23 protein-coding genes are annotated in these 26,713 nt (G+C 73.0%); 10 read left to right on the top strand and 13 right to left on the bottom strand.

Going from position 1 to position 26,713, the window contains the following annotated elements; all coding sequences use genetic code 11:
* Positions 1–1,353: a cytochrome P450 gene (locus AC4MBH_RS01815; RefSeq protein ID WP_491792621.1), complete on the top strand. Its 1,353-nt coding sequence runs from the start codon at positions 1–3 to the stop codon at positions 1,351–1,353.
* Between the two features lie 79 nt (positions 1,354–1,432).
* Here the strand turns inward: AC4MBH_RS01815 and AC4MBH_RS01820 are convergent, their stop codons facing one another.
* Positions 1,433–1,993: a Dps family protein gene (locus AC4MBH_RS01820; protein WP_491792622.1), complete on the bottom strand. Its 561-nt coding sequence runs from the start codon at positions 1,991–1,993 to the stop codon at positions 1,433–1,435.
* Between the two features lie 107 nt (positions 1,994–2,100).
* Between AC4MBH_RS01820 and AC4MBH_RS01825 the strand changes: the two genes are divergently transcribed.
* From AC4MBH_RS01825 to AC4MBH_RS01835, 3 genes are read left to right on the top strand one after another with little or no spacing between them, the layout of a single operon-like run.
* Positions 2,101–2,352, top strand: a complete 252-nt coding sequence (locus AC4MBH_RS01825) for a DUF3618 domain-containing protein (RefSeq protein ID WP_491792623.1) — start codon at positions 2,101–2,103, stop codon at positions 2,350–2,352.
* 59 nt (positions 2,353–2,411) lie between these two features.
* The gene (locus AC4MBH_RS01830; RefSeq protein WP_491792624.1) at positions 2,412–2,558 is read left to right on the top strand and encodes a DUF1059 domain-containing protein; all 147 of its coding nucleotides are present in this window, start codon (positions 2,412–2,414) and stop codon (positions 2,556–2,558) included.
* 25 nt (positions 2,559–2,583) lie between these two features.
* On the top strand, positions 2,584–4,254 hold the full coding sequence (locus AC4MBH_RS01835) for a DUF7800 domain-containing protein (protein WP_491792625.1): 1,671 nt from the start codon (positions 2,584–2,586) through the stop codon (positions 4,252–4,254).
* Here AC4MBH_RS01835 and AC4MBH_RS01840 read toward each other — a convergent pair.
* Positions 4,238–5,026, bottom strand: a complete 789-nt coding sequence (locus AC4MBH_RS01840) for a helical backbone metal receptor (protein ID WP_491792626.1) — start codon at positions 5,024–5,026, stop codon at positions 4,238–4,240. The two genes, AC4MBH_RS01835 and AC4MBH_RS01840, sit on opposite strands and share 17 nt — an antisense overlap.
* A gap of 18 nt (positions 5,027–5,044) precedes the next feature.
* Positions 5,045–5,536 carry a thioesterase family protein gene (locus tag AC4MBH_RS01845; protein WP_491792627.1) on the bottom strand — a complete coding sequence of 164 codons (492 nt, stop codon included), beginning with the start codon at positions 5,534–5,536 and terminating at the stop codon, positions 5,045–5,047.
* 40 nt (positions 5,537–5,576) lie between these two features.
* Between AC4MBH_RS01845 and AC4MBH_RS01850 the strand changes: the two genes are divergently transcribed.
* On the top strand, positions 5,577–7,181 hold the full coding sequence (locus tag AC4MBH_RS01850; protein WP_491792628.1) for a phospholipase D family protein: 1,605 nt from the start codon (positions 5,577–5,579) through the stop codon (positions 7,179–7,181).
* Here the strand turns inward: AC4MBH_RS01850 and AC4MBH_RS01855 are convergent.
* Positions 7,178–7,558, bottom strand: a complete 381-nt coding sequence (locus tag AC4MBH_RS01855) for a nuclear transport factor 2 family protein (RefSeq protein ID WP_491792629.1) — start codon at positions 7,556–7,558, stop codon at positions 7,178–7,180. The genes AC4MBH_RS01850 and AC4MBH_RS01855 overlap by 4 nt on opposite strands.
* Before the next feature lie 79 nt (positions 7,559–7,637).
* Here AC4MBH_RS01855 and AC4MBH_RS01860 point away from each other — a divergent pair, with 79 nt between their 5' ends.
* Positions 7,638–8,435, top strand: coding sequence for a MerR family transcriptional regulator (locus AC4MBH_RS01860; protein ID WP_491792630.1), 798 nt, complete (start codon positions 7,638–7,640; stop codon positions 8,433–8,435).
* Here the strand turns inward: AC4MBH_RS01860 and AC4MBH_RS01865 are convergent.
* Positions 8,348–9,589 (bottom strand): DUF222 domain-containing protein, encoded by a 1,242-nt coding sequence (locus AC4MBH_RS01865; RefSeq protein WP_491792631.1) that lies wholly within the window; start codon positions 9,587–9,589, stop codon positions 8,348–8,350. The two genes, AC4MBH_RS01860 and AC4MBH_RS01865, sit on opposite strands and share 88 nt — an antisense overlap.
* A 27-nt stretch (positions 9,590–9,616) precedes the next feature.
* On the bottom strand, positions 9,617–9,793 hold the full coding sequence (locus tag AC4MBH_RS01870; protein WP_491792632.1) for a hypothetical protein: 177 nt from the start codon (positions 9,791–9,793) through the stop codon (positions 9,617–9,619).
* Positions 9,794–9,963: 170 nt separating this feature from the next.
* On the opposite strand from AC4MBH_RS01870, the gene AC4MBH_RS01875 reads away from it, so the two are divergent.
* Positions 9,964–11,235, top strand: a complete 1,272-nt coding sequence (locus tag AC4MBH_RS01875; protein WP_491792633.1) for an MFS transporter — start codon at positions 9,964–9,966, stop codon at positions 11,233–11,235.
* A 31-nt stretch (positions 11,236–11,266) separates the two neighbouring features.
* Positions 11,267–13,000: a DEAD/DEAH box helicase gene (locus AC4MBH_RS01880; RefSeq protein ID WP_491792634.1), complete on the top strand. Its 1,734-nt coding sequence runs from the start codon at positions 11,267–11,269 to the stop codon at positions 12,998–13,000.
* A 10-nt stretch (positions 13,001–13,010) separates the two neighbouring features.
* On the opposite strand, the gene AC4MBH_RS01885 is transcribed toward AC4MBH_RS01880, so the two are convergent.
* The gene (locus tag AC4MBH_RS01885) at positions 13,011–13,601 is read right to left on the bottom strand and encodes a TetR/AcrR family transcriptional regulator (protein ID WP_491792635.1); all 591 of its coding nucleotides are present in this window, start codon (positions 13,599–13,601) and stop codon (positions 13,011–13,013) included.
* 79 nt (positions 13,602–13,680) lie between these two features.
* Between AC4MBH_RS01885 and AC4MBH_RS01890 the strand changes: the two genes are divergently transcribed.
* Positions 13,681–14,460 carry an oxidoreductase gene (locus AC4MBH_RS01890; RefSeq protein WP_491792636.1) on the top strand — a complete coding sequence of 260 codons (780 nt, stop codon included), beginning with the start codon at positions 13,681–13,683 and terminating at the stop codon, positions 14,458–14,460.
* Positions 14,461–14,473: 13 nt separating this feature from the next.
* Here AC4MBH_RS01890 and icmF read toward each other — a convergent pair whose 3' ends face one another.
* The 4 genes from icmF to AC4MBH_RS01910 form a co-directional block, all read right to left on the bottom strand.
* On the bottom strand, positions 14,474–17,665 hold the full coding sequence (gene icmF / locus AC4MBH_RS01895) for a fused isobutyryl-CoA mutase/GTPase IcmF (protein WP_491792637.1): 3,192 nt from the start codon (positions 17,663–17,665) through the stop codon (positions 14,474–14,476).
* Positions 17,666–17,798: 133 nt separating this feature from the next.
* Complete coding sequence (locus AC4MBH_RS01900) at positions 17,799–20,105, bottom strand: MMPL family transporter (RefSeq protein WP_491792638.1); 2,307 nt, start codon at positions 20,103–20,105, stop codon at positions 17,799–17,801.
* Positions 20,106–20,142: 37 nt separating this feature from the next.
* The gene (locus AC4MBH_RS01905) at positions 20,143–20,727 is read right to left on the bottom strand and encodes a TetR/AcrR family transcriptional regulator (protein ID WP_491792639.1); all 585 of its coding nucleotides are present in this window, start codon (positions 20,725–20,727) and stop codon (positions 20,143–20,145) included.
* Between the two features lie 72 nt (positions 20,728–20,799).
* Complete coding sequence (locus AC4MBH_RS01910; protein WP_491792640.1) at positions 20,800–21,459, bottom strand: GntR family transcriptional regulator; 660 nt, start codon at positions 21,457–21,459, stop codon at positions 20,800–20,802.
* On the opposite strand from AC4MBH_RS01910, the gene AC4MBH_RS01915 reads away from it, so the two are divergent.
* Positions 21,458–24,334, top strand: coding sequence for an FAD-binding and (Fe-S)-binding domain-containing protein (locus AC4MBH_RS01915; protein ID WP_491792641.1), 2,877 nt, complete (start codon positions 21,458–21,460; stop codon positions 24,332–24,334). The two genes, AC4MBH_RS01910 and AC4MBH_RS01915, sit on opposite strands and share 2 nt — an antisense overlap.
* On the opposite strand, the gene AC4MBH_RS01920 is transcribed toward AC4MBH_RS01915, so the two are convergent.
* On the bottom strand, positions 24,331–25,713 hold the full coding sequence (locus AC4MBH_RS01920; RefSeq protein WP_491792642.1) for a sugar nucleotide-binding protein: 1,383 nt from the start codon (positions 25,711–25,713) through the stop codon (positions 24,331–24,333). The genes AC4MBH_RS01915 and AC4MBH_RS01920 overlap by 4 nt on opposite strands.
* Complete coding sequence (gene rfbB / locus AC4MBH_RS01925) at positions 25,710–26,711, bottom strand: dTDP-glucose 4,6-dehydratase (protein WP_491792643.1); 1,002 nt, start codon at positions 26,709–26,711, stop codon at positions 25,710–25,712. The genes AC4MBH_RS01920 and rfbB overlap by 4 nt, the downstream gene beginning before the upstream one ends.
* Positions 26,712–26,713: the final 2 nt, after the last annotated feature.

The raw sequence follows: 26,713 nt of genomic DNA on the forward strand, positions 1-26,713 counted from the left end.
GTGACGTCGACCGGTACGCCGGCCCGCGAGCTGCCCACGGTCCGCCGCGACGACCGCGGGCTGCCCGTGCTGGGCCGCGCGCTGTCCTACGCCCGCGACCCGATGGCGCTCTTCCAGCGGCAGTGGGACCACTACGGCCCGGTCTCGCCGCTGCCGATCCTCGGCGACGAGTGGGTGATGCTGCTCGGCCCCGACGCGTGCCAGGCGGCGCTGACCAACCCGCACAAGGCGTTCGTCAACGGACCGGCGTGGGCGCGGCTGGTGGGGCCGTTCTTCGACCGCGGCCTGATGCTGCTCGACCTCGAGGAGCACCACCTGCACCGGCGGATCATGCAGGAGGCGTTCACCCGCCCCCGCCTGAGCGGGTACGCCGCCGGGATGCACCCGGCGATCGAGCGCGGGCTCGCCACCTGGCCGGGCGGCGCGTCGTACACCTCGTTCAGGACCTACCCGGCGCTGAAGCAGCTGACCCTCGACGTCGCCGCCGACATCTTCATGGGCGGCGCCGAGGACTCCACGCCGGAGGAGATGGCGCGGGTCAACGAGGCGTTCATCGCCTGCGTGCAGGCGGCGTCGGCGCTCGTGCGCAAGGACCTGCCCCTGACCCGGTGGGGGCGCGCCCACCGCGGCCGCGAGGTGCTCGAGCAGTGGCTCCGGCACTACCTGCCGTCGCGCCGCGCGCGGCTCACCGACGACCTGTTCTCCCAGCTGTGCCACATCGAGACCGACGACGGCGAGCGGTTCTCCGACGACGACGTCGTCAACCACATGGTGTTCTTGATGATGGCCGCGCACGACACCTCGACCAGCACGCTGTCGACGATGCTGCAGCACCTCGGCCAGCACCCCGACTGGCAGGAGCGCTGCCGCGCCGAGTCGGCGGCGCTGCCCGACCGGCCGTCGCTGGCCGAGCTCGACACCCTGACCTCGCTCGACCTGGTGATGAAGGAGTGCCTGCGGCTGCGCGCGCCGGTGCCGGTCGTGGTGCGCCGCACCGTCGCGGACGTCGTCGTCGAGGGCGTGCGCATCCCCGCCGGGCGCTACGTCACCGTCGCCGCGCAGTTCTCCCACCTGATGCCGACCCTGTGGTCGGACCCCACGGCGTTCGACCCCGAGCGGTTCGCCCCCGACCGCCGCGAGGACAAGAGCCACCGGTTCGCGTGGGAGCCGTTCGGCGGGGGCGTGCACAAGTGCCTCGGCATGGTCTTCGCCGGCATGGAGGTCACCGCGGTGATGCACCACCTGCTGCGCCGCTTCGAGTGGCGGGTCGACCCGTCGTACGTCGCCCCGCTCAACAACCACTCGCTGCCGTTCCCCCGCGACGGCCAGCCCGTCGAGCTGCGCCGGCGCTGAGGGCCCCGGACGCGGAACAGCCCGCCGACGAGGTCGGCGGGCTGTCTCGGTGGTCGGTCGTGCGGGTCAGCCGTGCGGGTCAGCCGTGCTCGGCGGCTGCCGCGGCCTCGGCCTCGGTGGTCGCGCCCGCGGTGGAGAGCGCGCCGCTCTTGTCCTCCAGGTGCGCCCGGATGAACCAGTGGAACAGCTCGAGGTTGTCGGTCTGCGAGATCAGCATGTCCTGGGTCACCGGGTCGAGCTCGTCGAGCTCCTTGATCTGCTCCCGGTAGGTGGTGATCACGCCGTGGTAGACCATGTCGAGCGCCCCGAGGTGCTCCTGGGTGGTCGCCCGCCCGATCGAGTACTCCGCCCACTGGCGCTGCTCGACCAGCGCGCCGGGCGTGCCGATCGGCGAGCCGCCGAGGGTCGCGATGCGCTCGGCGAGGTCGTCGGCGAAGCCGCGGACGGCCTCGACCTGGGGGTCGATCATCTCGTGCACGGAGATGAAGTGCGGGCCGACGACGTTCCAGTGCACGTGCTTGAGCGTGAGGTGCAGATCGGTCGTGGCGTTCAGGCGGTCCTGCAGGATCGCCACGACGCGCTCGGCGTCGGCGGTCTCGATGCCAGGGGTGGTGTAGCGGAGCTTGCCGTTGGTAGCCATGTTTTCAACGTAGTGAGGTGCCCAAGGGGGGACGTCACCACAAGGGGTGGTCCAGCTGTGCGGGGCGACTCCTAGTTTCGTGGGATGGCACATCCCGGGAACCCCGCATGACCGCGCCCGACCACGGCTCGGACGACCCGAGGGCCGCGCAGACGCCCGAGGAGATCAGGGCCGACATCGAGCGCACCCGGGCCGACCTCGCCGCCACCGTGGGTGAGCTGGGCGAGGCGCTCGAGGTGCGCAAGCAGCAGGCCAGGACCGGCGCGACGTACGCCGGGGCCGCCGTCGGCGCGGTCGTCGTGGTGGTCGTCCTGGTCAGGATCGTGCGGCGGGTGCGGTCCGCCCGCGACGGGCGTTAGGTGTGCTGGGCCGGGCAACCGGCTGACCCGCTGGGTGCCGCCGTGGTAGGCAAGCACCTGTGAAGACACTGTTGCGCTGCCCGTGCGGCGAGGAGATCCGCGGCGTCGACGAGGACGAGCTGGTCGACAAGGCCCAGGCGCACCTCGCCGCCCAGCACCCCGGGCGCGAGTACGAGCGCGAGATGATCCTCTTCATGGCGACCTGAGCGGCGCCCGGACATGGTGGGACTGGTGCTGGGGCCGCTGCTGCGGCACGTCGACGAGTGCTCGGCGACGATCTGGGTCGAGACCGACGGGCCCGCGCGGGTGCGGGTCTCGATCGAGGGCGGGTACGCCGAGGCGCCGACGTTCCTCGTGCACGACCACCACTACGCCCTGGTGTGCGTCGAGGGGCTCGAGCCCGGCCGGCACCACCCCTACACGGTGGAGCTCGACGACGCCCGGGTCTGGCCCGAGCCGGGCTCGGAGCTGCCGCCCTCGGTGATCCCGACGCTCGACCACACCAAGCCGCTGCGGCTGGCCTACGGCTCGTGCCGCACCTCGGTCGGGCACCACAAGGGCGACAACGAGGTCCACGGCTTCGACGCGCTGCGGGCCTACGCGCTGCGGATGGCAGGGATGACCCCGCGCCAGGACGACGACCCCGACCCCGGCCCCCCGCGGTGGCCCGACCTCGTGGCCTTCCTCGGCGACCAGGTCTACGCCGACGAGACGACCCGCGAGATGGTCGAGTTCATCGAGACCCGGCGCTCCCTCGACGAGCCGCCCGGCAAGGAGCTCAAGGACTTCGAGGAGTACGCCCACATCTACTGGCTCGCCTGGCGCGACCCGGTCAACCGGTGGCTGCTGTCGACGCTTCCGAGCCTGATGATCTTCGACGACCACGACGTCCGCGACGACTGGAACACCTCGCGTGCGTGGAAGGACAAGATGGAGGCCACCTCGTGGTGGCACGATCGGATCGTCGCCGGGCTGGCGTCGTACTGGGTCTACCAGCACCTGGGCAACCTCACCCCTGCCCAGCGGGCGGTCGACCCGCTGTGGACCGAGATCGTCGCGCACGCCGACGAGCCCGGGTGGGACGCCGGGCCGATGCTCGACGCGTTCGCCGCGCGGGCCGACCAGGACCCGTCGTGCTACCGGTGGAGCTACGCCCGGGAGTTCGGCACCCAGGCCCGCCTCGTGGTCATCGACTCGCGCGCCGCGCGGGTGGTCGACCCGGGGGCGCGCGACATCCTCGACGCCGACGAGAAGGCGTGGGTCGACAGCCAGCTGCGCGGCGACGTCGACCACCTGCTGATCGCGACCTCGCTGCCCTACCTGCTCGCCGAGGGGCTGCACTACGTCGAGGCCGCCAGCGAGGTGCTCGCCGGCGGTGGGTTCGGCAAGCGCCTCGAGGGGTTCGGTGAGTGGGTGCGCCAGACCGTCGACCTCGAGCACTGGGCGGCCTTCCAGGCCGGGTTCATGTCGGTCGCCGAGATGGTGCTCGCCACGGGGCGTGGCGAGCGTGGCCGACCGCCGGCCACCATCACGTTCCTCTCCGGCGACGTGCACCACAGCTACCTCGCCGCGGTGAAGCCGCTGCCGGGCGTGCACAGCCGGATCATGCAGGCGGTGTGCTCGCCGATCCGCAACCCGCTGTCACGTCGGTGGCGCTTCGCCACCGCGGCGCTGGCCTACGGCGTCGCCGGGCCGCTCGGCCAGGTGTTCAAGCGGTCGCGGCGGGTCCCCGACGCGCCGTTCGAGTGGAGGATCGTCGAGGGGCCGTGGTTCGACAACAACCTGGCCACCCTCGAGGTCCGCGGCCGCGGCCTGCGCATGTGGTGGGCCACCGGCCGCCCCGGCAAGGAGCCCGACCTGCCCCGGCTGGTGCGCGCGACCGACGTCAGCGTCGACTGCTGAGGCCGGCGGCCTCGACCAGCGACGGGCCGTACCAGGTGATCAGCCGTCCGCTGACCAGCTCGGTCGGGGTGCGGGTGAACGCCTCGGGCCCGTCGTCGGCGGTGAAGACGTAGGGCTCGTCGGGCAGCAGCACGACGTCGGCGCCGGCCGCGTCGACCTCCTCGACGGTGACGCTCGGGTAGCGCGCGCCGCCGGACCGCGCCGACGCCGGGGCGGCGGCGTACACGTTGGCCCAGCCGAGGCGGCGCAGCAGGTCGGTGGTGAAGGTGGGGGCGCCGACGACCATCCACGGGTCGCGCCAGATCGGTACGGCGACCGTGCGGGTCACCGGCGGCAGCGGGCCGCACCACAGGTCACGGGCCTCGGCGAGCCAGGCGGGTCGCGTCCAGCCGAGCGCGTCGACCAACCGCTCCATCGAGGCGACCGCCGCGGGGACCGTCTCGATGTCGGTGACCCACACCGGCACGCCCGACTCGCGCAGCCGGCGCACGTCGAGCTCGCGGTTCTCCTCCTTGTTGACCACCACCACGTCCGGGGCGAGGTCGCGGATCGCGGCGAGGTCGGGGTTCTTGGTGCCGCGGACGCGGGTCACGCCGCGCGCGTCGAGGTCGGGCGGGTGCGTGCACCAGTCGGTGGCGCCGACCACGCCCGCCGGCTCCACCGAGACCAGGGCCTCGGTGAGCGAGGGGACGAGGCTGACCACCCGGGCGACGGGGGCCGTCAGCGGCACCTCGGTGCCGAGGTCGTCGCGGGGCGGAGCCGGGGCGCTCATGACCTGCTCACCGCCTACCTACCGCCGCAGCCCGAGGCCCGTGGCCGAGGCCGCCGCCCAGGCCCGCTCCGCGATCTCGCCGTCGAGGGCGGCAGCGACCTCGTCGGGGATCGGCGTCGCGCGGCGGGACTTCATCGAGACGTGGACGTACATGATCTCCATCGTGCAGGCGATCGCGTCGCGGCCCTCGTCGACGACGAAGGAGATGCCGTGCAGGGCCTTGCCGGTGCGGCCCACGAACGCCGGGCGCACCGAGAACGGCTCGCCGAGCCGCAGCTCGCCGAGGTAGCGGATGTGGTGCTCGACGGTGAAGAACGACATCCCGCGGTCGGTGATGTAGGAGCCGTCGACCCCGAGCTCGCCGACCCGCTTCCACGGCGCCCAGGCACCGAGGTCGAAGTAGCGGGTGATGTTCATGTGGCCGTTCTCGTCGATGTAGTCCTCGGGGACGGTCATCTCGAAGTACGCCGGGAGGCTGCGGACCTGGTCCAGGGAGGGGAGCGACGTCACGCGGGCGACGCTAGCGCCCGGAGGGTGGCAGGGTGGTGCCGTGCCCCCTCACCCGTCCGGAGCCCCCGCCGTCACGTCGTGGCTGCTCAGCCAGCGCGAGCGCGGCAACCCCTGGACCCGGCTCGACGACCACCACCCCGGCGACGCGGCCTGGTCCGAGGGCAACCTGGTGCGCCCGCTCGTGCACGGGGCGACGTACTTCGCCGAGCTGTGCGAGCGGATCGAGGCGACCCGCCCCGGTGACCTGGTGCTGTTCACCGACTGGCAGGGCGACGCCGACCAGCGGCTCACCGACCGGCCGGGCAGCGAGGTCGTCGAGGTCTTCAGTCGCGCCGACGAGCGCGGCGTCGACGTGCGTGGCCTGGTCTGGCGATCGCACAGCAGCATCGCCGGCTTCACGTCCGAGGCCAATGCCGACCTGGGGCGCCGGCTGCAGGAGCGCGGAGCCGAGGCGATCCTCGACATGCGGGTCCGCACCGGCGGCTCGCACCACCAGAAGCTGGTGCTGATCCGGCACCGCGACGACCCGGCTCGCGACATCGCCTTCGTCGGCGGCATCGACCTCGCGCACTCCCGGCGTGATGACAGCGACCACGAGGGCGACCCGCAGGCGCTGGACAACATGCCCGACGAGTACGGCCCCACGCCGGCCTGGCACGACATCCAGGCCGCGATCACCGGCCCGGCCGTCCACGACGTCGAGACGGTGTTCCGTGAGCGGTGGGAGGACCCGACCACCCTGCGGCACAGCCCGATCATCCTCATTCGCGACCGGCTCCGCGGCCTCGACACCAGCCCCGACCCGCTGCCGCCCCAGACGCCGCCGCCACCCCCGGTCGAGGGCGGCACGCACGTCGTCCAGCTGCTGCGCACCTACCCCGACCTGCGGGGCGGTCGCGACTACGCGTTCGCCAACGGCGGCGAGCGGAGCGTGGCGCGCGGCTACACCAAGGCGGTCGAGCAGGCGCGGCGGCTGATCTACATCGAGGACCAGTACCTGTGGGGCGCCCACGTGGGCGACGTGTTCACCGAGGCGCTGAGCACCCACCAGGACCTGCACGTGATCGCGGTCGTGCCGCTGCACCCCGACGTCGGCGGCATCAACCGCCTCGCCCAGCTGGCCGGACGCCGCCGCGCGATGCTGGAGATGACCGAGGCCGCGCCCGACCGGGTGGCCGTCTACGGCATCGAGAACCGGCGCGGGATCCCGGTCTACGTGCACGCCAAGACCTGCATGGTCGACGACACCTGGGCCACGATCGGCTCCGACAACTTCAACCGCCGGTCGTGGACCCACGACTCCGAGCTGTCGGCGGTGGTCGTCGACACCGCGGGGGAGTACGCGCGCCGGCTGCGGCTCACGCTCGCCGCCGAGCACCTCGACCGCGACGTCGACGACCCGATGACCGACCTCGCCGACCTGGCCGACCCGCACGCGATGTTCGCGGCGTACGCCGAGAGCGCGGCCGCGCTCGACCGCTGGCACGACGAGGGTGAGCGCGGGCCGCGGCCGCCTGGTCGGCTGCGCCGCTTGCACCCGCCGGAGCTGAGCAAGGCGAGCCGGATCCTCGCCACGGGGCCGTACCTGTGGCTGCACGACCCCGACGGCCGACCGCGCGCGCTGCGGCGTCGCGACGAGTTCTAGGGCGCGATGACCAGCTCGGCGACGAGGTCGTCGGCGAGCGTGAAGCGGTAGCGCAGGGCGGCGACGCCGCCGGGGAAGTCACCCTCGAGCCGGACCAGGGCGACCCAGTGGGCGTCGTCGACGCGCTCGGCGCCGACGAGCTCGGTGGTGTAGGTGTACTCGCCGCCGGAGTGGCGCAGGAAGTCGAGGACCGCGGCGGTGCCCCGGAAGGTGTGGCCCTCGTCGACGACGACGGCGTCGGGGGTGAAGGCGCGGACGGCGACGTCGACCTCGCCGGCGGTGTGGGCGGCGAGGTAGGCCCTGATCGTGGCGGGGAGCTGCGTGGTCGGGACGGTGGCGGGTGTGGAGCTCGGTGTGGAGCTCGGTGTGGTGGTCATGTGACCCACGGTGCGGCGTCCGGCGGGGCGAGGGTCAAGCACGGGACCCTCCCCCGGGGAGAGGGTGCAGACTGCCTGCATGCTGGCGATCGGGGAGTTCTCCCGCCTGACCCACCTCAGCGTGCGGACGCTGCGCCGCTACCACGACGCGGACCTGCTGGTGCCCGCGACGGTGGACGACGCGTCCGGCTACCGCTACTACGGCGCCGACCAGATCCCGACCGCGCAGGTCATCCACCGGCTGCGCGAGCTCGACGTCCCGCTCGCGGACGTGCGGCGCATCCTGCGCGCCGCCGACCCCGACACCCGCGCCGGCCTCGTCGCCGACCACCTGCGACGCCTCGAGTCGGAGCTCGACCGGACCCGGGCCGCCGTGGCGTCGCTGCGGCGGCTGCTGCGGCCCGAGCCCGCGCCGGTGCACGTGGAGCTGCGCGCGGTCCCGGCGACCACGGTCGCGGCCGTGGAGGGCGACGTGGAGCGCGACGACGTCCTCGCCTGGTACGCCGGCGCGATGGCCGAGCTGGACGCGGCGGTCGACGACCCGACCGGCGCCCCCGGAGGCGTGTACGACAACGCGCTGTTCGAGGTCGACCGGGGCCACGCGCTGGTCTACCGCGCGACCGCACAGCCACCGCGCCGGGGCCGGGTGCACCCGGTGACCCTCCCGGCGGTCGAGCTGGCCGTCGCCACCCACGTCGGCGAGCACGACGACATCGACGTGACCTACGGCGAGGTCGGCGCCTGGGTCGTCGCCAACGCGCTCGCCGTGGCCGGCCCGATCCGGGAGGTCTACCTGGTCGGGCCGCGGGACACCCCCGACCCGTCCGCGTGGCACACCGAGATCGGGTGGCCGGTCTTCCGGGTCGCCGCGCCCTGACCCGGGCTCAGGCGGCCGGGGCGTCGATGAGCCGGGCGAGACGGTGCTCGGCGAGGGACGCCGCCGCCCGCCGTCGTGGCCGCGCCGGCCGCGGTGGGGCGGGCGCCGAGGAGTAGTAGCGGTGGTCGGTGGGCGTGGTGGTCGCGACGCGGTGCCGGCCGGGGCTGGGCACCGTGCGTTGTCGCCAGCCGGGGGCCTGCTTGGCGAGGTTGCAGGCGACGCAGAGCCCCTGGGTGTTGGCGGCGCTGGTCTCCCCGCCGACGTCGGCCGGCGTGACGTGGTCGTCGTGGGCGGCGACGGCGTCGCACCACGGGGTGCGGCACAGGCCCTGGTCGCGCAGGCGGAGGGAAGGTGTGCAGCCCGCGGGTGGTGAGTCGCTGCGTGGTGCTCAGGCCGACGAGCTGGCCGGCAGGGTCGGCGTACAGGCGGCGTACCCAGGCGCCGGCCTCGGTGTCGGGGTCGACCGCGTGGGCGAGGAGGTGGCGCGCCACCTCGGCCGGGACCGGGCCGTAGCCGGGCACCGTGGCCGGCTCGGTGCCGCCGCCGAGCAGCGAGGTGTCGGAGATGACGACGTCGACGGTGACGGACACGTCGGACGCGGTGGCCTGACCGGTGACGCGCTCGACGAGCGTGTCGGCCATGACCTGCCCGCGGCTGCGACCGGCCGGGTCGCCGGCGGCGAGGGCGGCGGAGGCTGCCTTGCTGAGCGCGGCGTACGCCGCGACGCCCTGCGCCATCGGGACGAGCGCCCCGAGGTAGGCCATCGCGTCGGGCGCGGGCCGCAGGCTCACGCGCCGCTCGGCCTCCGCCCGCCGGGCGCGCCGGCACGCGGCGGCGGGGTCGAGCTGCTGGGCCCTGCTGCGGGCCAGGCCCGCGAGTCGCTGGGTGCCGACGCCGTCGAGGGTCTCGGGGTCGGCGCACAGCTCGGCGTCGACCTGGGCACGGTGCTCCGGGTCGAGCCCGCTGGTCTCGGTGACGATGACCTGCGCCCGGTGCTCCGACAGCCGCCCCTCACGCAACGCGGCGAGGGTGTGGGGGAGCTCGGCGTGCAGGTCCTTGGCCATCCCGAGCAGCACCTGCCCGCGGTGCGGCGACTCCCGCCGCGCCAGTCCCACCTGCGCCGCGACCCCCCGCCCTCGCCTCTCGGCTGCCACCCCCTGCGCGGCCTGCTGCGCCCGCTGCTACGCATCGAGGTCGACCGCGAGCTGCGCCTGCAGCGCGCACAGCGTGCCCTTGAGGTCCTCCATCGCGCGCAGCAGGTCGACCCGCTCGGCGTCGGTCTCGGCGGAGCGGCCGATGGGCAGCGCGCCCTCGGCGAGGGCGGTGCGCCACTCGTCGATGCTGGGTGCGTTGGTCATGAGGTGAGTTTAATCGACAACACGTTCGATCACAAGCGAGGTTCACAACGGCTGGATCTACTCAGCGGATCGTCCGGCGCTTGATCGCCGCCTACGGGCTCGGGACATCGCCCGACTCTGCCCGGGTCAGGGTCTCCGTGCCGGCGGAGCCAGCAACCTAGGGTTCCTGGATGGACGACACGGCCGCGACGGGTGCGTTCCCCACGCCGGAGTTCAAGCGGATGTGGTGTGCCGAGTCGGTCTCGACGCTCGGGTCCCACGTGACACTCCTGGCGCTCTCGACCCTCGTCGTGCTGACGCTGGACGGGACGGCGCAGGATGTCGGCTGGCTCAACTCCGCTCGATGGCTTCCCTACCTGTTGTTCGGCCTCGTCGTGGGCGCCATCGTCGACAGGTGCCGCCGTCAGCCGCTGATGGTGGCGACGGACCTGGTCCGCGCCCTCTTGCTGACGGTCATTCCGGTCGCTTGGGCTGCGGACTTCCTCTCCCTGCCCCTGGTCCTCGTCGTGGTCGCCTGTTTCGGTGTCGCCTCTCTCGTCGGTGACGCGGCCTCCATGTCCTTCCTGCCGAGGATCGTCCCGACGGCGCACCTGCAACACGCACATGCGCGTATCGACACGACCGATGCGGTCGCGCAGAGCGCCGGGCCCGCGTTGGCGGGTCTGCTCGTCAAGCTCGTAGGTGCGCCGCTGACCCTCCTCGTCGACGCGGCCACCTACCTGTTCTCAGCCGCACTGGTGCTCACCATCCGCGTGCCTGAGGTGAAGGCCACGCCGACCCAGCCCCCCAATATCGTCCGCGAGATCAAGGAGGGCGTTCGCTGGGTCTATCGAGGCTCTGGGCTCCTCCTGCTCGCGCTCACGACCCACGTCTGGTTCTTCGGCAACGCCATCCTCGGCGCCGTACTTGCGCCATATGCTCTTGTCACGCTGGACCTCGGCCCAGTCGCGTTCGGACTGGCAACGGCCCTCGCCGGGATCGGGAGCATTGCGGGCGCGCTCGCATCGAGCTCCGGGGGGCGGCGGCTCGGCACCGGCGGTGCCATCGTCGCAGCGCACTCGATGACCGCCGCCGGCGCGGCCGTGATGGCCCTCGCCGCTGTCGGCACCACTTCGTGGGTCGCTGGTGGGGTCCTCGCTCTGGGGCAGGCATGCTGGGGCTTCGGTCTGGCCTTTGGGAACTCTCACGAGGAGAGCTACCGGCAGGCGGTGACGCCGGACGAGCTGCGGGCCCGGACGATCACGACGATGCGTTCCTTCAACCGGGCCATCCTGGTCGTCGGTGCACCGCTCGGCGGGCTGCTGGCAGTCCGGACCAGCAACCTCCTCGCGCTCGGATGCGCTGCGACGATCTTCGCCGCTGTCGCCGTGGCGCAGTTCCTCTCGCCGATCAGAACGTTGCGGTTTGAGCTCGGTGACAGCACCTCCACGGTCCAGGCCTGACTCGGACGATGGGCGCCGGTAGCGTCCAGGGATGCCCAGTCCTCGCCGACCCAGTGCTCGTCGGCGCAGCGCGTCGCCGCGCCGCAGCGGGTCGCGACAGTCGCAGCGGCCGTTGCCGGTGGCGGGGCCGGGGGAGCGGGTGTGGGTGCTCGACGTCCCGTACGGCACCCAGGTCGACGGCGCCAGCTGGCACCCGGCGGTCAAGGCCCACCTGCACGTCGGGCGCGCCCTGCCCGCGCACCTCGCGCCCTACGCTCCGGGGCCGCACACGCTCGGGCGGTTCGTCGAGAACGAGCTCAACCCCGGCGATCCGACGCCGGTGCCCGAGCCGACCGACGACCTCGAGCCCCGCGAGATCCAGTACGAGGCGGCCGATGCGATCGCGGCCCGCGCCGCGGCGGGCGGGCGTCAGTTCCTCCTGGCCGACGAGCCGGGCGTGGGCAAGACGATCTCCGCGGTCCTCGGCGCGACGGCGGTGGGTGACCTCCGCGGCGCGCGGCGGGTGCTGGTCGTGGCCGACCGGCCCGCCGCGATCACCATCGGGCACTGGTGCCGCACGATCACGGCGCTGGGCGACGGGGGTCTGGAATGGGTCGTGATCACGTGGGACCGGCTCGAGAAGGTCAAGGACCACGCGTGGGACGTGATCATCGCGGACGAGGCCCACGCGCTGCGACGTACGACGACGAAGCGGTGGAAGCTCTGGGCGAGGATCTCGGGGCACGGGCGGCCGCACGACGAGGCGCCGTTCGTCATCGCGACGACCGCGACACCCGGGCACACGCCGCTCGAGCTGCCGTACCTCGCACCCGCCTACGCGCAGGTGCTCGGCGAGCCGATGCGCAGGTGGACCTCGGCGGCCCAGCCCGAGGCGGCGTTCACCGCCGCGCTCGAGCGCCACGGCGTCGGGGTGGAGCCCGGCCGGTACGGCGCGACGTGGACCACCGATCCGGCGCGCCGCGCCGCGGACCTCAAGCTGGTGCGCGGCTGGCTCGCCGACGAGCGACCACCGGCGATGCTGCACCGCGCCGCGCCGTGGGGGCCCGTGCCGATCTCCAGCATGCCGGTGGCGCTCACCCCGGCGGAGCGGACGGCGTACGAGGCCGAGTGGGGGGAGTTCTGCCGGGAGATGGACCTCGCCCGACGCGGCCGCAACGTCGCACAGGGTCGGACCGCGCTGCTGCGCTTCCGGCAGAAGGCCGGACTGATCCGGGTCGACTCGACGGTCGCCTGGATCGCGCAACAGGTCGACTCCGAGCGACAGGTGGCGTGCTCGGTCGAGTTCGTCGCGACCGCCGCCGACCCCATCGCCGACCGGCTGCGTGACTCCGGCATCGACGTGGCCACGATCTACGGCCGGGACCGGTTCGACGCCGAGGCCGAGCGGCTCCGCTTCCAGACCGGACGGGCGAAGGTCTGCGTCTTCACCACGGTCGCCTCGATCAGCCTGCACGCCGGCGAGACCCTCGCCGACGGCCGCGAGGCGAGCACCGAGCCGCGGGTGGGCGTCTTCCACCAGGCCCGCTTCTCGGGCATCGCCGCGCGCCAGGTGACCGGCCGCACCCACCGCGACCACCAGGTCTCCCCGTGGCACGTCGCGTACGCCGAGGGCACGGTCGAGGAGCAGGTCGGCAGGGTCATGGTGGAGCGGGTCGCGGCAGCCTCTGACACCGTGGGAAGCGACACCACCGGCCTCGCCGACCTCGCGCAGCTCCTCGGGGCCGATTGGCTCCCGCCCGCGACGCTGACCGAGGCCGGCACCTGATCGAGCCTGGCTACGCCGATGCCCGGTCGAGGGCGATGTTGTCCACGGCCGCGGTCGCGATGCGGTTGAGGGTCGCCGGGTCGACTCCCGCCTTGGCGAGCGCCTCGATCCCGCGGTGCGTGGCGACGACCAGTGCGCCGAGCGCCGCGGGGTCAAGGTCCGGGTCGACGTGCCCGGCGGCCTGGGCCTGCTCGACGAGCTGCCGGCAGCTGTCGAAGAGCGACTCGAACGTGGCGAGCGAGCGTGCGGCGATGGCGTCGTTCTCCCAGGCCAGCTCGGCGGTGCCCTTGGCCAGCAGGCAGCCGAGCCGGTCGGTGGCGGTCTCCGGCGAGGCGAGCCACGCGCGGATCCGGTCGAGCGCCTCGTCCTCCGGGCCATGGACCTGGGCTGTCACGCCCTCGGTGGCGGCAGCGCAGTAGTCGTCGAAGACCCGCTGGAACAGGGCCTCCTTGTCGCCGAACGCGCCGTAGAGGCTGCCCTTGCTGAGCCCCGTCGCGCGGGCGAGGTCGTCGACGGACGTGCCGTGGTAGCCGGTCTCGTTGAACTGCCGGCGCGCGGCCGTCACCACGGTCTGCTCGTCGAACTTCCTCGGTCGGGCCACGGCTCCATCCTACCGAGTTCTGAACAATCGGTCGAGAACTTCTGGACGATCGTTCCAGAACGTGGTTATAGTGGACCGTATGTTCAGAACTCTTCGTCCCGCAGACCCCACCGAGCTCGCCGGCAAGCGCGCCTTCGTCACGGGAGGTTCCCGGGGGATCGGCGCAGCCGTCGTGCAGCGCCTGCTCGACGGCGGCGCGACCGTCGTCACCACCGCGCGGACCGCCACCGACGAGACGCCGACGGCGGCCACCTTCCTCCAGGGCGACATCAGCACGCTCGCCGGCGTCCAGGAGCTCACCGCGGCAGCACTCGACCAGCTCGGCGGCGTCGACATCGTCGTCAACAACGCGGGCGCCGCACGCACCCACCTCGGCGGCACCTCGACCATCCCCGACGAGGAGTGGCTCGACGCCCTCGCCCTCAACTACCTCTCCGCCGTCCGGGTCACCAACGCGCTGCTGCCGGCCCTGCGGGAGGCCGGCGCGGGCAGCGCGATCGTCAACATCTCCTCCTCCGCGGCGCTCATCCCTGCGCCGCCGCTGGCCCACTACGGCGCTGCCAAGGCCGCGCTCAACGCCTACGGCAAGGCGTTGGCGACCGAGCTCGCCCCCGCCGGGATCCGCGTCACCACGATCGTGCCCGGCAACGTGCTCACCCCCGGCGCCGACGCGATCCGCCAGGACTTCGCGGACGCGGCGGGCGTCTCGCTCGCCGACATCACCGCCGATGTCCCCCTGGGGCGTCCGGGGGACCCGCGTGACATCGCCGAGGCCGTCGCCTACCTCGCCTCGGACCGTGCGCAGTGGGTGACCGGAGCGACCCTGACCATCGACGGCGGCCAGCTTCCCGTCATCTAGGCGCGGGCCGGGACTACACGTTTCGCCGGTACTGCCCGCCCACCTCGAAGAACGCCTCGGTGACCTGACCCAGCGTGCAGACGCGGGCGGCGTCCATCAGCACCGCGAAGACGTTGTCGTCGGACGTGGCGGCCGCCTTGAGGCGCGCGAGCGCCGCCTCGGCGTCCTCGGCGTGGGTGGTCTGGAACTCGCGCACCTTGCGCAGCTGCGACTCCTTCTCCTCGTCGGTGGCGCGGGCCAGCTCGACGTGGGTGGGGGTGCCGTCGTCGCCGTCGCGGGCGGGGCGCAGGAAGGTGTTGACGCCGACGATGGGCAGGCTGCCGTCGTGCTTGCGGTGCTCGTAGAGCATCGACTCGTCCTGGATGCGGCCGCGCTGGTAGCCGGTCTCCATCGCGCCGAGGACGCCGCCGCGCTCGCTGATCGCCTCGAACTCGCGCAGCACGCCCTCCTCGACGAGGTCGGTGAGCTGGTCGACGATGAACGAGCCCTGGAGGGGGTTCTCGTTCATGGCCAGGCCCCACTCGCGGTTGATGATCAGCTGGATCGCCAGCGCGCGGCGTACGGACTCCTCGGTGGGGGTGGTGACCGCCTCGTCGTAGGCGTTGGTGTGCAGGCTGTTGGCGTTGTCGTAGATCGCGATCAGCGCCTGCAGGGTGGTGCGGATGTCGTTGAAGTCCATCTCCTGCGCGTGCAGCGACCGGCCGGAGGTCTGCACGTGGTACTTCAGCTTCTGGCTGCGCTCGTTGGCGCCGTAGCGGTCGCGCATCGCGATCGCCCAGACGCGGCGGGCGACGCGGCCGATGACGGTGTACTCGGGGTCCATGCCGTTGGAGAAGAAGAACGACAGGTTGGGCGCGAAGTCGTCGATGTCGAGGCCGCGGGCGAGGTAGGACTCGACGTAGGTGAAGCCGTTGGCGAGGGTGAACGCGAGCTGGCTGATGGGGTTGGCCCCGGCCTCGGCGATGTGGTAGCCCGAGATCGAGACCGAGTAGAAGTTGCGCACGGCGTTGTCGATGAACCACTCCTGGATGTCGGCCATCATCCGCAGCGAGAACTCGGTGGAGAACAGGCAGGTGTTCTGGCCCTGGTCCTCCTTGAGGATGTCGGCCTGCACGGTGCCGCGCACCGTCGACAGCGCGGTGGCCTCGTCGATGCCACGCTCGCGCGCCTGGTCGAGGACGGTGTTGAGGAAGAACGCCAGCACCGTGGGGGCGGGGCCGTTGATGGTCATCGATACGCTCGTCGACGGCGCGAGCAGGTCGAAGCCGTCGTAGAGGATCTTCATGTCCTCCAGCGTGGCGACGGAGACGCCCGAGGTGCCGACCTTGCCGTAGATGTCGGGACGCTCGTCGGGGTCGCGGCCGTAGAGGGTGACCGAGTCGAACGCCGTCGAGAGACGAGTGGCCTCGCCGTCGGCGGAGAGCACCTTGAACCGGCGGTTGGTGCGCGCGGGGTCGCCCTCGCCGGCGAACATCCGGGCGGGGTCCTCGCCGTCGCGCTTGAACTTGAACACCCCGGCGGTGAAGGGGAAGAAGCCCGGCAGGTTCTCGCGTCGCCAGAAGCGGACCAGCTCGCCGTGGTCGTCGTACGACGGCAGCGCGACGCGGCGGATGTGGTTGCCGCTGAGCGACTCGCGGGTCAGGGCGGTGTGGATCTCGCGGTCGCGGACCACCACGACCTGCTCGGTGCCGGAGTAGGACTCGACCACCGACGGCCACGCCTCGACCTGGTCGCGGACCTCGCGGGGCAGCTCGTCGCGCGCGCCCTCGACGAGCCGGTCGATCTCGTCACGCGACTCCAGCTCGCCGGCGACCGCCTCGAGCCGCTGCAGCCGTCGCGCCTGCTCGGCGAGCGCCTCGGTCGTGGCGTGGTAGTCGCGCACCGTCTGGGTGATCTCGGCGAGGTAGCGGACCCGGTCGCCGGGGATCGAGGGGTGCAGCTCGGAGGAGGTGCGACCCGTGGCCGGCGCGAGGGTGCCCTCGTCGACGGGGAGTCCCTGCTCGGCGAGCAGGTCGCGCAGGTGCTGGTAGAGGGCGGTGACGCCGTCGTCGTCGAAGCGGGCGGCGGAGGTGCCGAAGACCGGCATGTCGGAGGGCTGCTGGCCGAACGCCTCGCGGTTGCGCACCAGCTGGCGTCCGACGTCCCGCAGCGCGTCGGCGGCGCCGCGGCGCTCGAACTTGTTGATCGCGACGACGTCGGCGAAGTCGAGCATGTCGATCTTCTCCAGCTGTGAGGCCGCGCCGAACTCGAGTGTCATCACGTACATGGAGGTGTCGACGAACGGCACGATCGCGGCGTCGCCCTGCCCGATGCCGGGGGTCTCGACGACCACGAGGTCGAACCCGGACGCCTTGAGGATGGCGATCACGTCGGGCAGCGCCGCGGGCAGCTCGTGGGCGCCGCGGGTCGCGAGGGAGCGGAAGTAGACCCGGTCGCCGTCGAGGGAGTTCATCCGGATCCGGTCGCCGAGCAGCGCGCCGCCGCCCTTGCGCCGGGTCGGGTCGACCGCGAGCACTGCGACCCGGAGCTTGTCGTGCTGGTCGACGCGGAAGCGGCGTACGAGCTCGTCGGTGAGCGACGACTTGCCGGAGCCACCGGTGCCGGTGATGCCCAGGACGGGGGAGGTGGACCGCTCGGCGGCTGCGCGCACGGCGGCGAGGACGTCGTCGCCGAGCCGGCCCTGCTCGGCGCCGGTGATGGCGCGGGCGATCGCGAACCGGTCGCCGCTGAGCACCTGCTCGGCGTCGACCTGGCGGTCGGCCCACAGGTCGAGGTCGCAGTCGCGGACGACGGAGTTGATCATCCCGGCCAGCCCCATCCGCTGGCCGTCCTCCGGGCTGAAGATGGTCACGCCGCTCGCGCGCAGCCGGTCGATCTCGTCGCGCACGATCACCCCGCCCCCGCCGCCGACGACCCGCACGTGACCGGCGCCGCGCTCGCGCAGCGACTCCACGAGGTACTCGAAGTACTCGATGTGGCCGCCCTGGTAGGACGACACGGCGACGCCCTGCACGTCCTCCTCGAGGGCCGCGTCGACGACCTCCTGGACCGAGCGGTTGTGGCCGAGGTGGATCACCTCGCAGCCCTGGCCCTGGAAGATCCGCCGCATGATGTTGATGGAGGCGTCGTGGCCGTCGAACAGGCTCGAGGCCGTCACGAGCCGCACGGGGTGGGTGGGCACGTAGAGATCGGGTCGGTCGGCCACGGAGGCTCCTCGGTCAACTGGTCGGACGTCCAACCAGTTTAGTTGGACATCCGACCAGTTGCCAGCGGGGACGTCGTCCGACCTGTCCCGGGCCGGGTGGGCGTGTCGTGGCCGGCGTTCGTGCGCGGGTGGATCAGCCCTGGTGCTGGGTGGCCATCTCGCGCTCGGCGCGCTGCTCGTCGAGGTGCGGGCGGTCGAGCTTCTCGCCCTCCACGTCGACGTTGGGCAGGATCCGGTCGAGCCAGGCCGGCAGCCACCAGGCCTTCTCGCCGAGCAGGTACATCAGGGCCGGGATCAGCGTCATCCGCACGACGAAGGCGTCGAAGACGACCGCGGCTGCCAGGGCGAAGCCCAGCGACTTGATGATGGGGTCGTCCTCGAGGATGAACCCGGAGAACACCGCCGTCATGATCACCGCCGCGGCGGCCACCACCCGGGCCGAGCTGCGGAAGCCGTCGACGACGGCCTCGCTGGTCGATGCGCCGTGCACGTGCGCCTCGCGCATCCGGGTCACCAGGAAGACCTGGTAGTCCATCGCGAGGCCGAACACGACGCCGATCAGGAAGATCGGGATGAAGCTGACGATCGGCTGGCCCTCCATCAGGCCGAAGGTGCCCTCCTGGAAGATCGCCACGGTCGCGCCCAGGGTGGCCAGCACGGAGAGCACGAAGCCCAGGGTCGCCGTCAGGGGCACCAGGATCGAGCGGAAGACCAGCATCAGCAGCAGGAACGCGAGCCCGACGACGACCGCGAGGTAGATCGGCAGGGCGCCGTTGAGGCGGTCGGAGACGTCGGTGGTGATCGCGGTGAGACCGGTGATGCCGATGTCGGTGCCGGTCTCGTCCTCGATGCCGGCCTCGCCCGAGCGCAGGTCGTCGAGCAGGTCCTGGGTCGCCGGCTCGTCGGGGCCGTACTCCGGGACGATCAGGGCCGTGGTGCCGGGCGGCGTCTCGCCCTCGGCCGGGGTGCCCCCCAGGGCTGCGGCGTCGGCGGCGGCCTGGACGCCGCCCTGCTCGCTGGCCCAGGCGACGACGTCGTCGAAGGCCCGGGCGCGCTCGGCGTCGTCCTCGATGCCGCGACCGTCGATGACCAGCTGGAACGGCGCCTCGCGGCCGGGGCCGAAGCCGTCGGTGAGCAGGTCGCTCGCCTTGCGCTGCGTGGTGTCGCTCGGGGCGGTGCTGTCGGTCGGGAACGCGAGGAAGAGGTCCTTGAGCGGGAGGGCGAGCGCGCCGAGGGCGACGACGACCAGGATCGCCGCGGCGACCGGGCGCTTGCCGACGATGCGCGCCCAGCGCACGCCGTTGTTGACGATCTTGCCGTCGGCCTCGCGCTTGGGCTCGTAGCGGCGGACCCGGCCGCCGAACGCCTTGGACTTCAGCATGCCCAGGATCGCGGGCAGCAGGGTGAGGGCGACCAGCACCGCGAGCAGCACCGTCGCGGCGGCGGCGAGGCCCATCGTGGTGAGGAACGGGATGCGCACGACCGTGAGGGCCGCGAGGGCGATGAGGACGGTCAGGCCGGCGAAGACGACGGCCGACCCGGCGGTGCCGGTGGCAACCCCGACCGCCTCCTCGCGGTCCTCGGTGTGCTCGAGCTCGCTGCGGTAGCGGGCGAGGATGAACAACGAGTAGTCGATGCCGACGGCCAGGCCGATCATCGTGGCCAGCGTGGGCGCGCTCGAGCCGAGGTCGACGAACGCCGACATCGCGGTGATGCCCGACAGGCCGAGGCCGACACCGAAGATCGCGCTGAGGATGGGGAGCCCGGCGGCCACCATCGAGCCGAAGGTCAGCACCAGCACGAGCAGGGCCAGGCCGATGCCGATCAGCTCGGCCGTCCCGCCCGGGGGAGCGAACTCGCCCATGCCCTGGCCGTTGGCCTCGGCCACCAGGCCGGCGTCGCGTGCCTGCTCCATGGCGTCGATGACCGCGTCCTGGCTCTCGGGCTCGACGTCGGTGATCGTCTCGACGTCGAAGACGAACGTGATCACGCCGATGCGGCCGTCCTCGGTGACGGGCGCGAAGGACGCCGCCGCACCCTCGGGGGCCGGGCCCTCGAGTGCGAGCACCGGGTTGATCGCGTCCTGGGCCTCCTGGTCCGCGAGCTCCGTCGGCATCTGGGGCCCGTCGACCAGGTCGGCCACCAGGTCGGAGACCGCGGCGTCGTACGGCGCCTGGTCGAGGCGCTCGCCCTCCGGCGCGGCGACCACGACGTTGACCGTGGCCTCGTCGAAGGCGTCCCGGCTGTCGGGGAACAGCTCGGCCTGCAGGTCGGCGGCCTCCTCGGACGGGATGCCCGGGATGGTGAACGCGTCGGTGCTCGGCTTGGAGAACGCCGCGGCGAAGGCGCCGACGGCGACCAGCAGCACGAGCCAGCCCGCCACGAAGAAGGGCCAGCGACGGTAGGCCGTCTTGCCGAGCCGGTAGAGATAGGTGGCCATGGGGGTCTCCTGTGCTGGCGTGGGTGGAGTCCGGCGCTCAGGCGCCGAGCAGGGAACGGGCGGTGCGGAGGCTCTGGTCGAAGTGGTGGGAGAAGGCGCGGGTGCGCGAGTCGTCGAGGAACGCGTCGAGCGAGGCGTCGAAGAGGGCCGCGAGCAGGGTGATCGCGACCTTCGCGCCGGTCTTGCCGAAGGTGCTGCCCTCGCGGGCGACGACGTGGTCGATCACGTCGGTGCAGATGGCCTCGTAGCGCTGGTGGATCGCGCCCATCAGCCGCGGGTTGGACCGGAGGGCCCGCCTGGTCATCGCCAGGACCTCCCGGTCGACCGACGACTCGCCCAGCAGGGGCAGGACGAGCGTGCGGAGGTCGGCCAGCAGGTCGCCGTCGGGGCCGCCGGCGCGGAACTCGACGACGTCGTCGTCGTCGAAACCAGGCCAGTCGCCCAGGACGGCGTCGAGCTTGCCGGGGAAGTAGTTGAACAGGGTGCGCCGGGACACCCCGGCCGCGGTGGCCAGGTCCTCCATGGTGAAGCCGTCGAGGCCGTGCTCGTCGGTGAGCCGCAGCGCGTACAGCGTGATGCGCTGCGACGTGGCAGCCCGGTCACGCCTTGCACTCTTGGTCACAGAGTGCAGTGTTGCACTCGCCTGGTGACGAGTGCAAAACGTGTGGATGTGATCTGGGTGACTTCTGCGAGATCAGCCGGCGGTGAGCAGGCGCCGGGTGTGCTCGAGGTGGTCGCGCATCGCGCGCTCGGCGGCCACGGGGTCGCCGGCCAGGACGGCGTCGACGATCGGGGTGTGCTCGGTGTGGATCTCGGCGAGCGAGCGGCCGGTGGCCGTGGTGGGTGGGCCCAGGAGGGCGGTGGTGGCGCGCAGCTGCTCGACGATCGCGGCCGCGCGGGCGTTGCCGGCGGCCACCAGCACGGCTCGGTGCAGGGCGCGGTCGGCGGCCCAGAACGCTGGTTCGTCACCGTGCGCGGCGGCGTCGGCCATCGCCTCGTGGAGGTCGGCCAGGTCGGGGCAGCCGCGGGCGGCGGCCCGGCCCGCGGCGGGGGGCTCGAGCGCCAACCGGATCTCGAAGATCTCCTCGACGTCGTGGGTGGTCGGCAGCACCACGCGGAAGCCGCGGTTGCGCGCGATCTCGACCAGCCCCACCTCGGCCAGGCGCAGCATCGCCTCGCGAACCGGGCTGCGCGAGACCCCGAGGACCGTCGCCAGCTGGTAGACGGAGTAGACCCGGTCGTCGCGGAGCTCGCCGCGCTGGACGCCGTCGCGGACCGCCGCGACCACGGCGTCGGTCAGCGACGCGGCGTCCGGTGGCAGGCGGAGTCCGTACACCGGTAACATGTTACTCATGACCGGGACCCTGGACGCGACGACCGCGACCCACGACGTCGCGACCGCGCTCCGCGACGCAGGCCTCGAGGTCCGCGACGACGCCGGCACCCGGGGGATGTACTCCTCCGACGCCTCGCTCTACCGGATCCCGCCGCTGGCCGTCGTCCGGCCGCGCTCGGTCGACGAGGTGGCCGCGGCGCTGGCCGTCGCCCGCGAGACCGGGGTGCCGCTGACGTCGCGCGGTGCCGGTACGTCGGTGGCCGGCAACGCCGTCGGCCGCGGCATCGTGCTCGACTTCTCCCGCCACCTCGGCCGGGTGCTCTCGGTGGACCCCGAGGCCCGCACCGCCGTGGTCGAGCCCGGCACGGTGCACGCCGTGCTGCAGAAGGCCGTGGCGCCGCACGGGGTCCGGTTCGGCCCCGACCCCTCGACCCACCCCCGTTGCACGATCGGCGGGATGATCGGCAACAACGCGTGCGGCTCCCGGTCGCTGGCCTACGGCCGCACCTCCGACAACGTCGCGGGGCTGCGCCTGCTCACCGCGGCCGGCGACGAGGTCGTCACGTCGTACGACGCCACCGGGCGCCCGGTCGTGACCGGCGGCGCGACCGTGCTGGCCGGCGTCCGCGACGTGATGGGCGCCCATCTCGCGACGGCGCGCACCGAGCTCGACCGGTTCGGCCGGCAGGTGTCGGGCTACGCCGCCCACCACCTGCTGCCCGAACGCTTCGACCTGACCCAGGCGCTGGTCGGCTCGGAGGGAACTCTCGTCGTGGTCACCGAGGCCACCGTGAGGCTGGTGGCCGACGCCCCGGTGCGGGTCGTGGTGGTGCTCGGCTTCGACGACATCGTCGCGGCGGGGGAGGCCGCCCCGGCGGTGGTCGAGCACGGCCCGACGTCGTGCGAGGGCCTCGACTCGCGGCTGCTGTCGGTGCTGCGGGCACGCCGCGGCGACGACGCGGTGCCGCCGCTGCCGCGGGGCGCGGCCTGGCTGTTCGTCGAGCTCGCCGGTGACGACCGCGACGAGGTGCTGGCCCGCGCCGAGCGGCTCGCCGCCGCCGGGCTGGGCGTCGACACGCTCGTCGTACCGGACCCGGTCACCCAGGCCCGCCTCTGGCGCATCCGCGAGGACGGCGCCGGGATGGCCGGGCGCTCGCCGGCCGACCGCCCCGCCTGGCCCGGGTGGGAGGACGCCGCGGTGCCGCCGCACATGCTCGGCTCCTACCTGGCCCGCTTCGACGAGCTGGTGACGTCGTACGGCATGACGTCGGCGCCCTTCGGGCACTTCGGCGACGGCTGCATGCACGTGCGCCTCGACTACCCGCTCGACCGGCCCGACGGCACCGCCGTGCTGCGGGCGTTCCTCGACGACGCGGCCCGGCTGGTGGGGGAGTACGGCGGATCGCTGTCGGGCGAGCACGGCGACGGGCGCGCCCGCTCGGAGCTGCTGCCGCACATGTACTCCGCCGAGGCGATCGCGATGTTCGCCGGCATCAAGCACGCCTTCGACCCGGGCAACCTGCTCAACCCCGGCGTCCTGGTCGACCCCGACCCGGTCGACGCCGACGTCCGGGTGGCCGGCACCTTCCCGCTGGGGCGCCCGCAGGGCCGGCGCACGCTCGCGATGGCCTACCCCCACGACGACGGCGACCTCGCCCAGGCCGTGCACCGCTGCACCGGCGTCGGCAAGTGCCGCGCCGACAACACCGCGGCCGGTGGCGTGATGTGCCCGTCCTACCTGGCCACGCGCGAGGAGAAGGACTCGACCCGGGGGCGGGCGCGGGTGCTGCAGGAGGTGGTCCGCGGCGAGCTCGCCTGGTCGGCCCCCGAGGTGCACGACTCGCTCGACCTCTGCCTCTCGTGCAAGGGGTGCGCGTCGGACTGCCCGACCGGCATCGACATGGCGACGTACAAGTCCGAGGTGCTGCACCAGACCTACCGGCGCCGGCTGCGACCGCGGTCGCACTACACGCTCGGTCGGCTGCCGATGTGGTCGCGGATCGCCGGCCGGGTGCCGCGGCTGGCGAACCTGTCGCTGCGGCTGCCCCTGCTCGGCGCGCTGGCGCTCTGGCTCGCCGGCGTCGACCGGCGCCGGTCGGTGCCGGCGTTCGCCCGGCGCTCGTTCCGGCGGACCTTCGAGGCGGGGGAGCGGCGCGGGACGACGGGAGGGAAGCCGGTCGTGCTCTTCGCCGACTCCTTCGGCAACGCCTTCGACCCCGACGTGCTGGCGGCGACGGTGCGGGTGCTCGAGGACGCCGGCTACGCGCCGCGCCTGCCCGACTCGCAGCTGTGCTGCGGACTGACCTGGATCACCACCGGCCAGCTGGACGCCGCGAAGAAGATCCTGGGCCGCACCGTCGCGTCGCTCGCCGGGGCCGCGCGCGACGGCGTACCGATCGTGGGGGTGGAGCCGTCGTGCACCGGCGTGCTGCGCAGCGACGTGCGCGAGCTGGTGCCGGGGCCCGACGCCGAGGCGGTGGCCGCCGCCACCCGCACCCTGGCCGAGCTCCTCGCCGAGACGCCCGGCTGGACCCCGCCCTCGCTGACCGGGACGACGGTCGTCGCCCAGCCGCACTGCCACCACCACGCCGTGCTGGGCTGGCAGGCCGACGCCGACCTCCTCGCCTCCACCGGCGCGCTGGTCACCCGGCTCGCCGGCTGCTGCGGTCTCGCCGGCAACTTCGGCGTCGAGATCGGCCACTACGACGTGTCGGTCGCCGTCGCCGAGCAGCAGCTGCTCCCGGCCCTCGACGCCGCCCCCGACGCGGTGGTGCTCGCCGACGGGTTCTCCTGCCGCACCCAGGTCGCCGACCTGCGCGACCGGCCGTCGCTGCACCTGGCGCAGCTGCTCGACCCGGAGCGGTCGACGAGGTCGACGAGGTCGACCGGCTAGAGCCCGGCGACGTAGCGGTCGAGGGCGCTGACGGCGTCCTCGGGCTCGAACCCGGTCGCGACCAGCCTGGCGAGGTCGAACGTGCTCTGCAGCGGGCGCGGGGCCAGCGACTTGCCGGCGAAGTACTCCTCCGTCGAGACCCGGCCCACGTCGGTGCCGTCGCGGCCGAGCAGCTCGAAGACGCGCGTCGCGACGTCGGCCCACGAGGTCGGGTCGCCGCCGTTGCTGACGTGGTAGACGCCGTACGCCGCGCGCTGCTCCAGCAGGTGCCGGGTCGCTCGCGCCAGCTCGTCGGTGAACGTGAGCCGGCCGACCTGGTCGTCGACCACGCTCGGCGAGACGCCGTCGCGGGCCAGCCTGGCCATGGTGCGCACGAAGTTGTGGCCGGCGCCGATCAGCCACGAGGTGCGGACGACGTAGTGGCGCTTGGCGGTGCTCACGGCGAGGTCGCCGGCGGCCTTGGTCTGGGCGTAGACACCCAGTGGCGACAGGGGTTCGGACTCGTCGTGCGGGGTGCGGGTGCCGTCGAACACGTACTCGGTGGAGTAGTGGACCAGCGTGAGCCGGTGGGCGTCGGCGACCTTGGCGAGCGCCGCCGGCGCAGCGGCGTTGGCCGCCCACGCGGCGACCCGGCCCTCGGGGGTCTCGGCCGCGTCGACCGCGGTGTAGGCCGCCGCGTTGAGCACCACGTCGTGCTCGTGCCACGGCCAGGCCGCCACCGCCGCCGGGTCGGTGACGTCGAGCTCGTCGAGATCGACGCCGACGGCGCCGGGGAACGCCGCGAGCAGCGCCTGGCCGAGCTGTCCCTTGCTGCCGACCACCAGCGTGGTGCGTGGCCGCATCGGGACGGCGTCGGCCAGCCGTGGGTTGGTGCGGTCCTTGTCGGAGATCTCGGCCTCGGCCAGCGGGATCGGCCACGGGACCGCCGCGTCGGGGTCGGCCAGGTCGAGCGCCGGGTAGGCCTGGCCGGGTCGCCAGTGCTCGTTGACCAGGTAGCTGTAGGCGACGCCGTCGTCGAGGGTCTGGTAGCTGTTGCCGACCCCGCGCGGCACGAAGACCGCGGTGTGCTCGTCGAGCTCGACGGTGAACGTCGCGCCGTACGACGGCCCCTCGCGCATGTCGACCCACGCGCCGAACGCGCGCCCGCCGGTGACGGAGACGAACTTGTCCCACGGCTCGGTGTGGATGCCGCGGGTCGAGCCGCGGCGGGTGTTGAACGAGACGTTGTTCTGGACGGGGTCGAAGTCGGGCAGGCCGAGCGCGACCATCTTCTCGCGCTGCCAGTTCTCCCGGAACCAGCCGCGGGCGTCCTCGTGCACGGCCAGGCGGACGACCAGGAGGCCGGGGACGGGGGTCGTCTCGACGGCGAGGTCGTTCACGCCTGCCCCTTGGCGGCGTACGCCGCCTCCGTCGCCTGCTTGTGCGGCCCCCACCAGTCGCGGTGGGCGGCGTACCACTCGATCGTGGCGGCGAGGCCGGCCGCGAAGTCGGGGTAGGCCGGCGTCCAGCCGAGCTCGGTGCGCAGCTTGGTGGAGTCGATGGCGTAGCGCAGGTCGTGGCCGGCGCGGTCGGTCACCAGGTCGTAGTCGTCGGCCGGGCGCCCGAGGTGCTCGAGGACCATCGCCACGACCTCGAGGTTGTTCTTCTCGCCGTCGGCACCGATGAGGTAGGTCTCGCCGATGCGTCCGCGCTGGAGGATCGTCCAGACCGCCGAGCTGTGGTCGGCGGCGTGGATCCAGTCGCGCACGTTGGCGCCGGTGCCGTAGACCTTGGGCCGGCCGCCGTCGAGGACGTTGGTGATCTGGCGGGGGATGAACTTCTCGACGTGCTGCCACGGGCCGTAGTTGTTGGAGCAGTTGCTGATCGTGGCCTGCACGCCCATGCTGCGGACCCACGCGCGGACCAGGTGGTCGGAGCCGGCCTTGGCCGCGCTGTAGGGGCTGCTCGGGTTGTACGGCGTCGACTCGGTGAACCGCTGCGGGTCGTCGAGCTCGAGGTCGCCGTAGACCTCGTCGGTGGAGACGTGGTGCAGCCGGGTGCCGTGCCGCCGGCACGCCTCGAGCACGCAGAACGTGCCGACGATGTTGGTCTGGATGAACGGCCCCGGCTCGGAGAGCGAGTTGTCGTTGTGCGACTCCGCCGCGAAGTGGACGACGGCGTCGTGCTCGCCCACCAGCCGGTCGACCAGCGGCTGGTCGGCGACGTCGCCGACCACGAGCGAGACCCGCTCGGGCGGGAGCCCGTCGAGCGACTCGCGCGAGGCGGCGTACGTCAGCTTGTCGAGGACGGTGACCACCGCCTCGGTCTGCGACACCAGGTGGTGGACGAAGTTGGAGCCGATGAACCCGGCGCCACCGGTCACGAGGATGCGCTGCACGG

Source organism: Nocardioides sp. WJ219 (assembly GCF_058559815.1).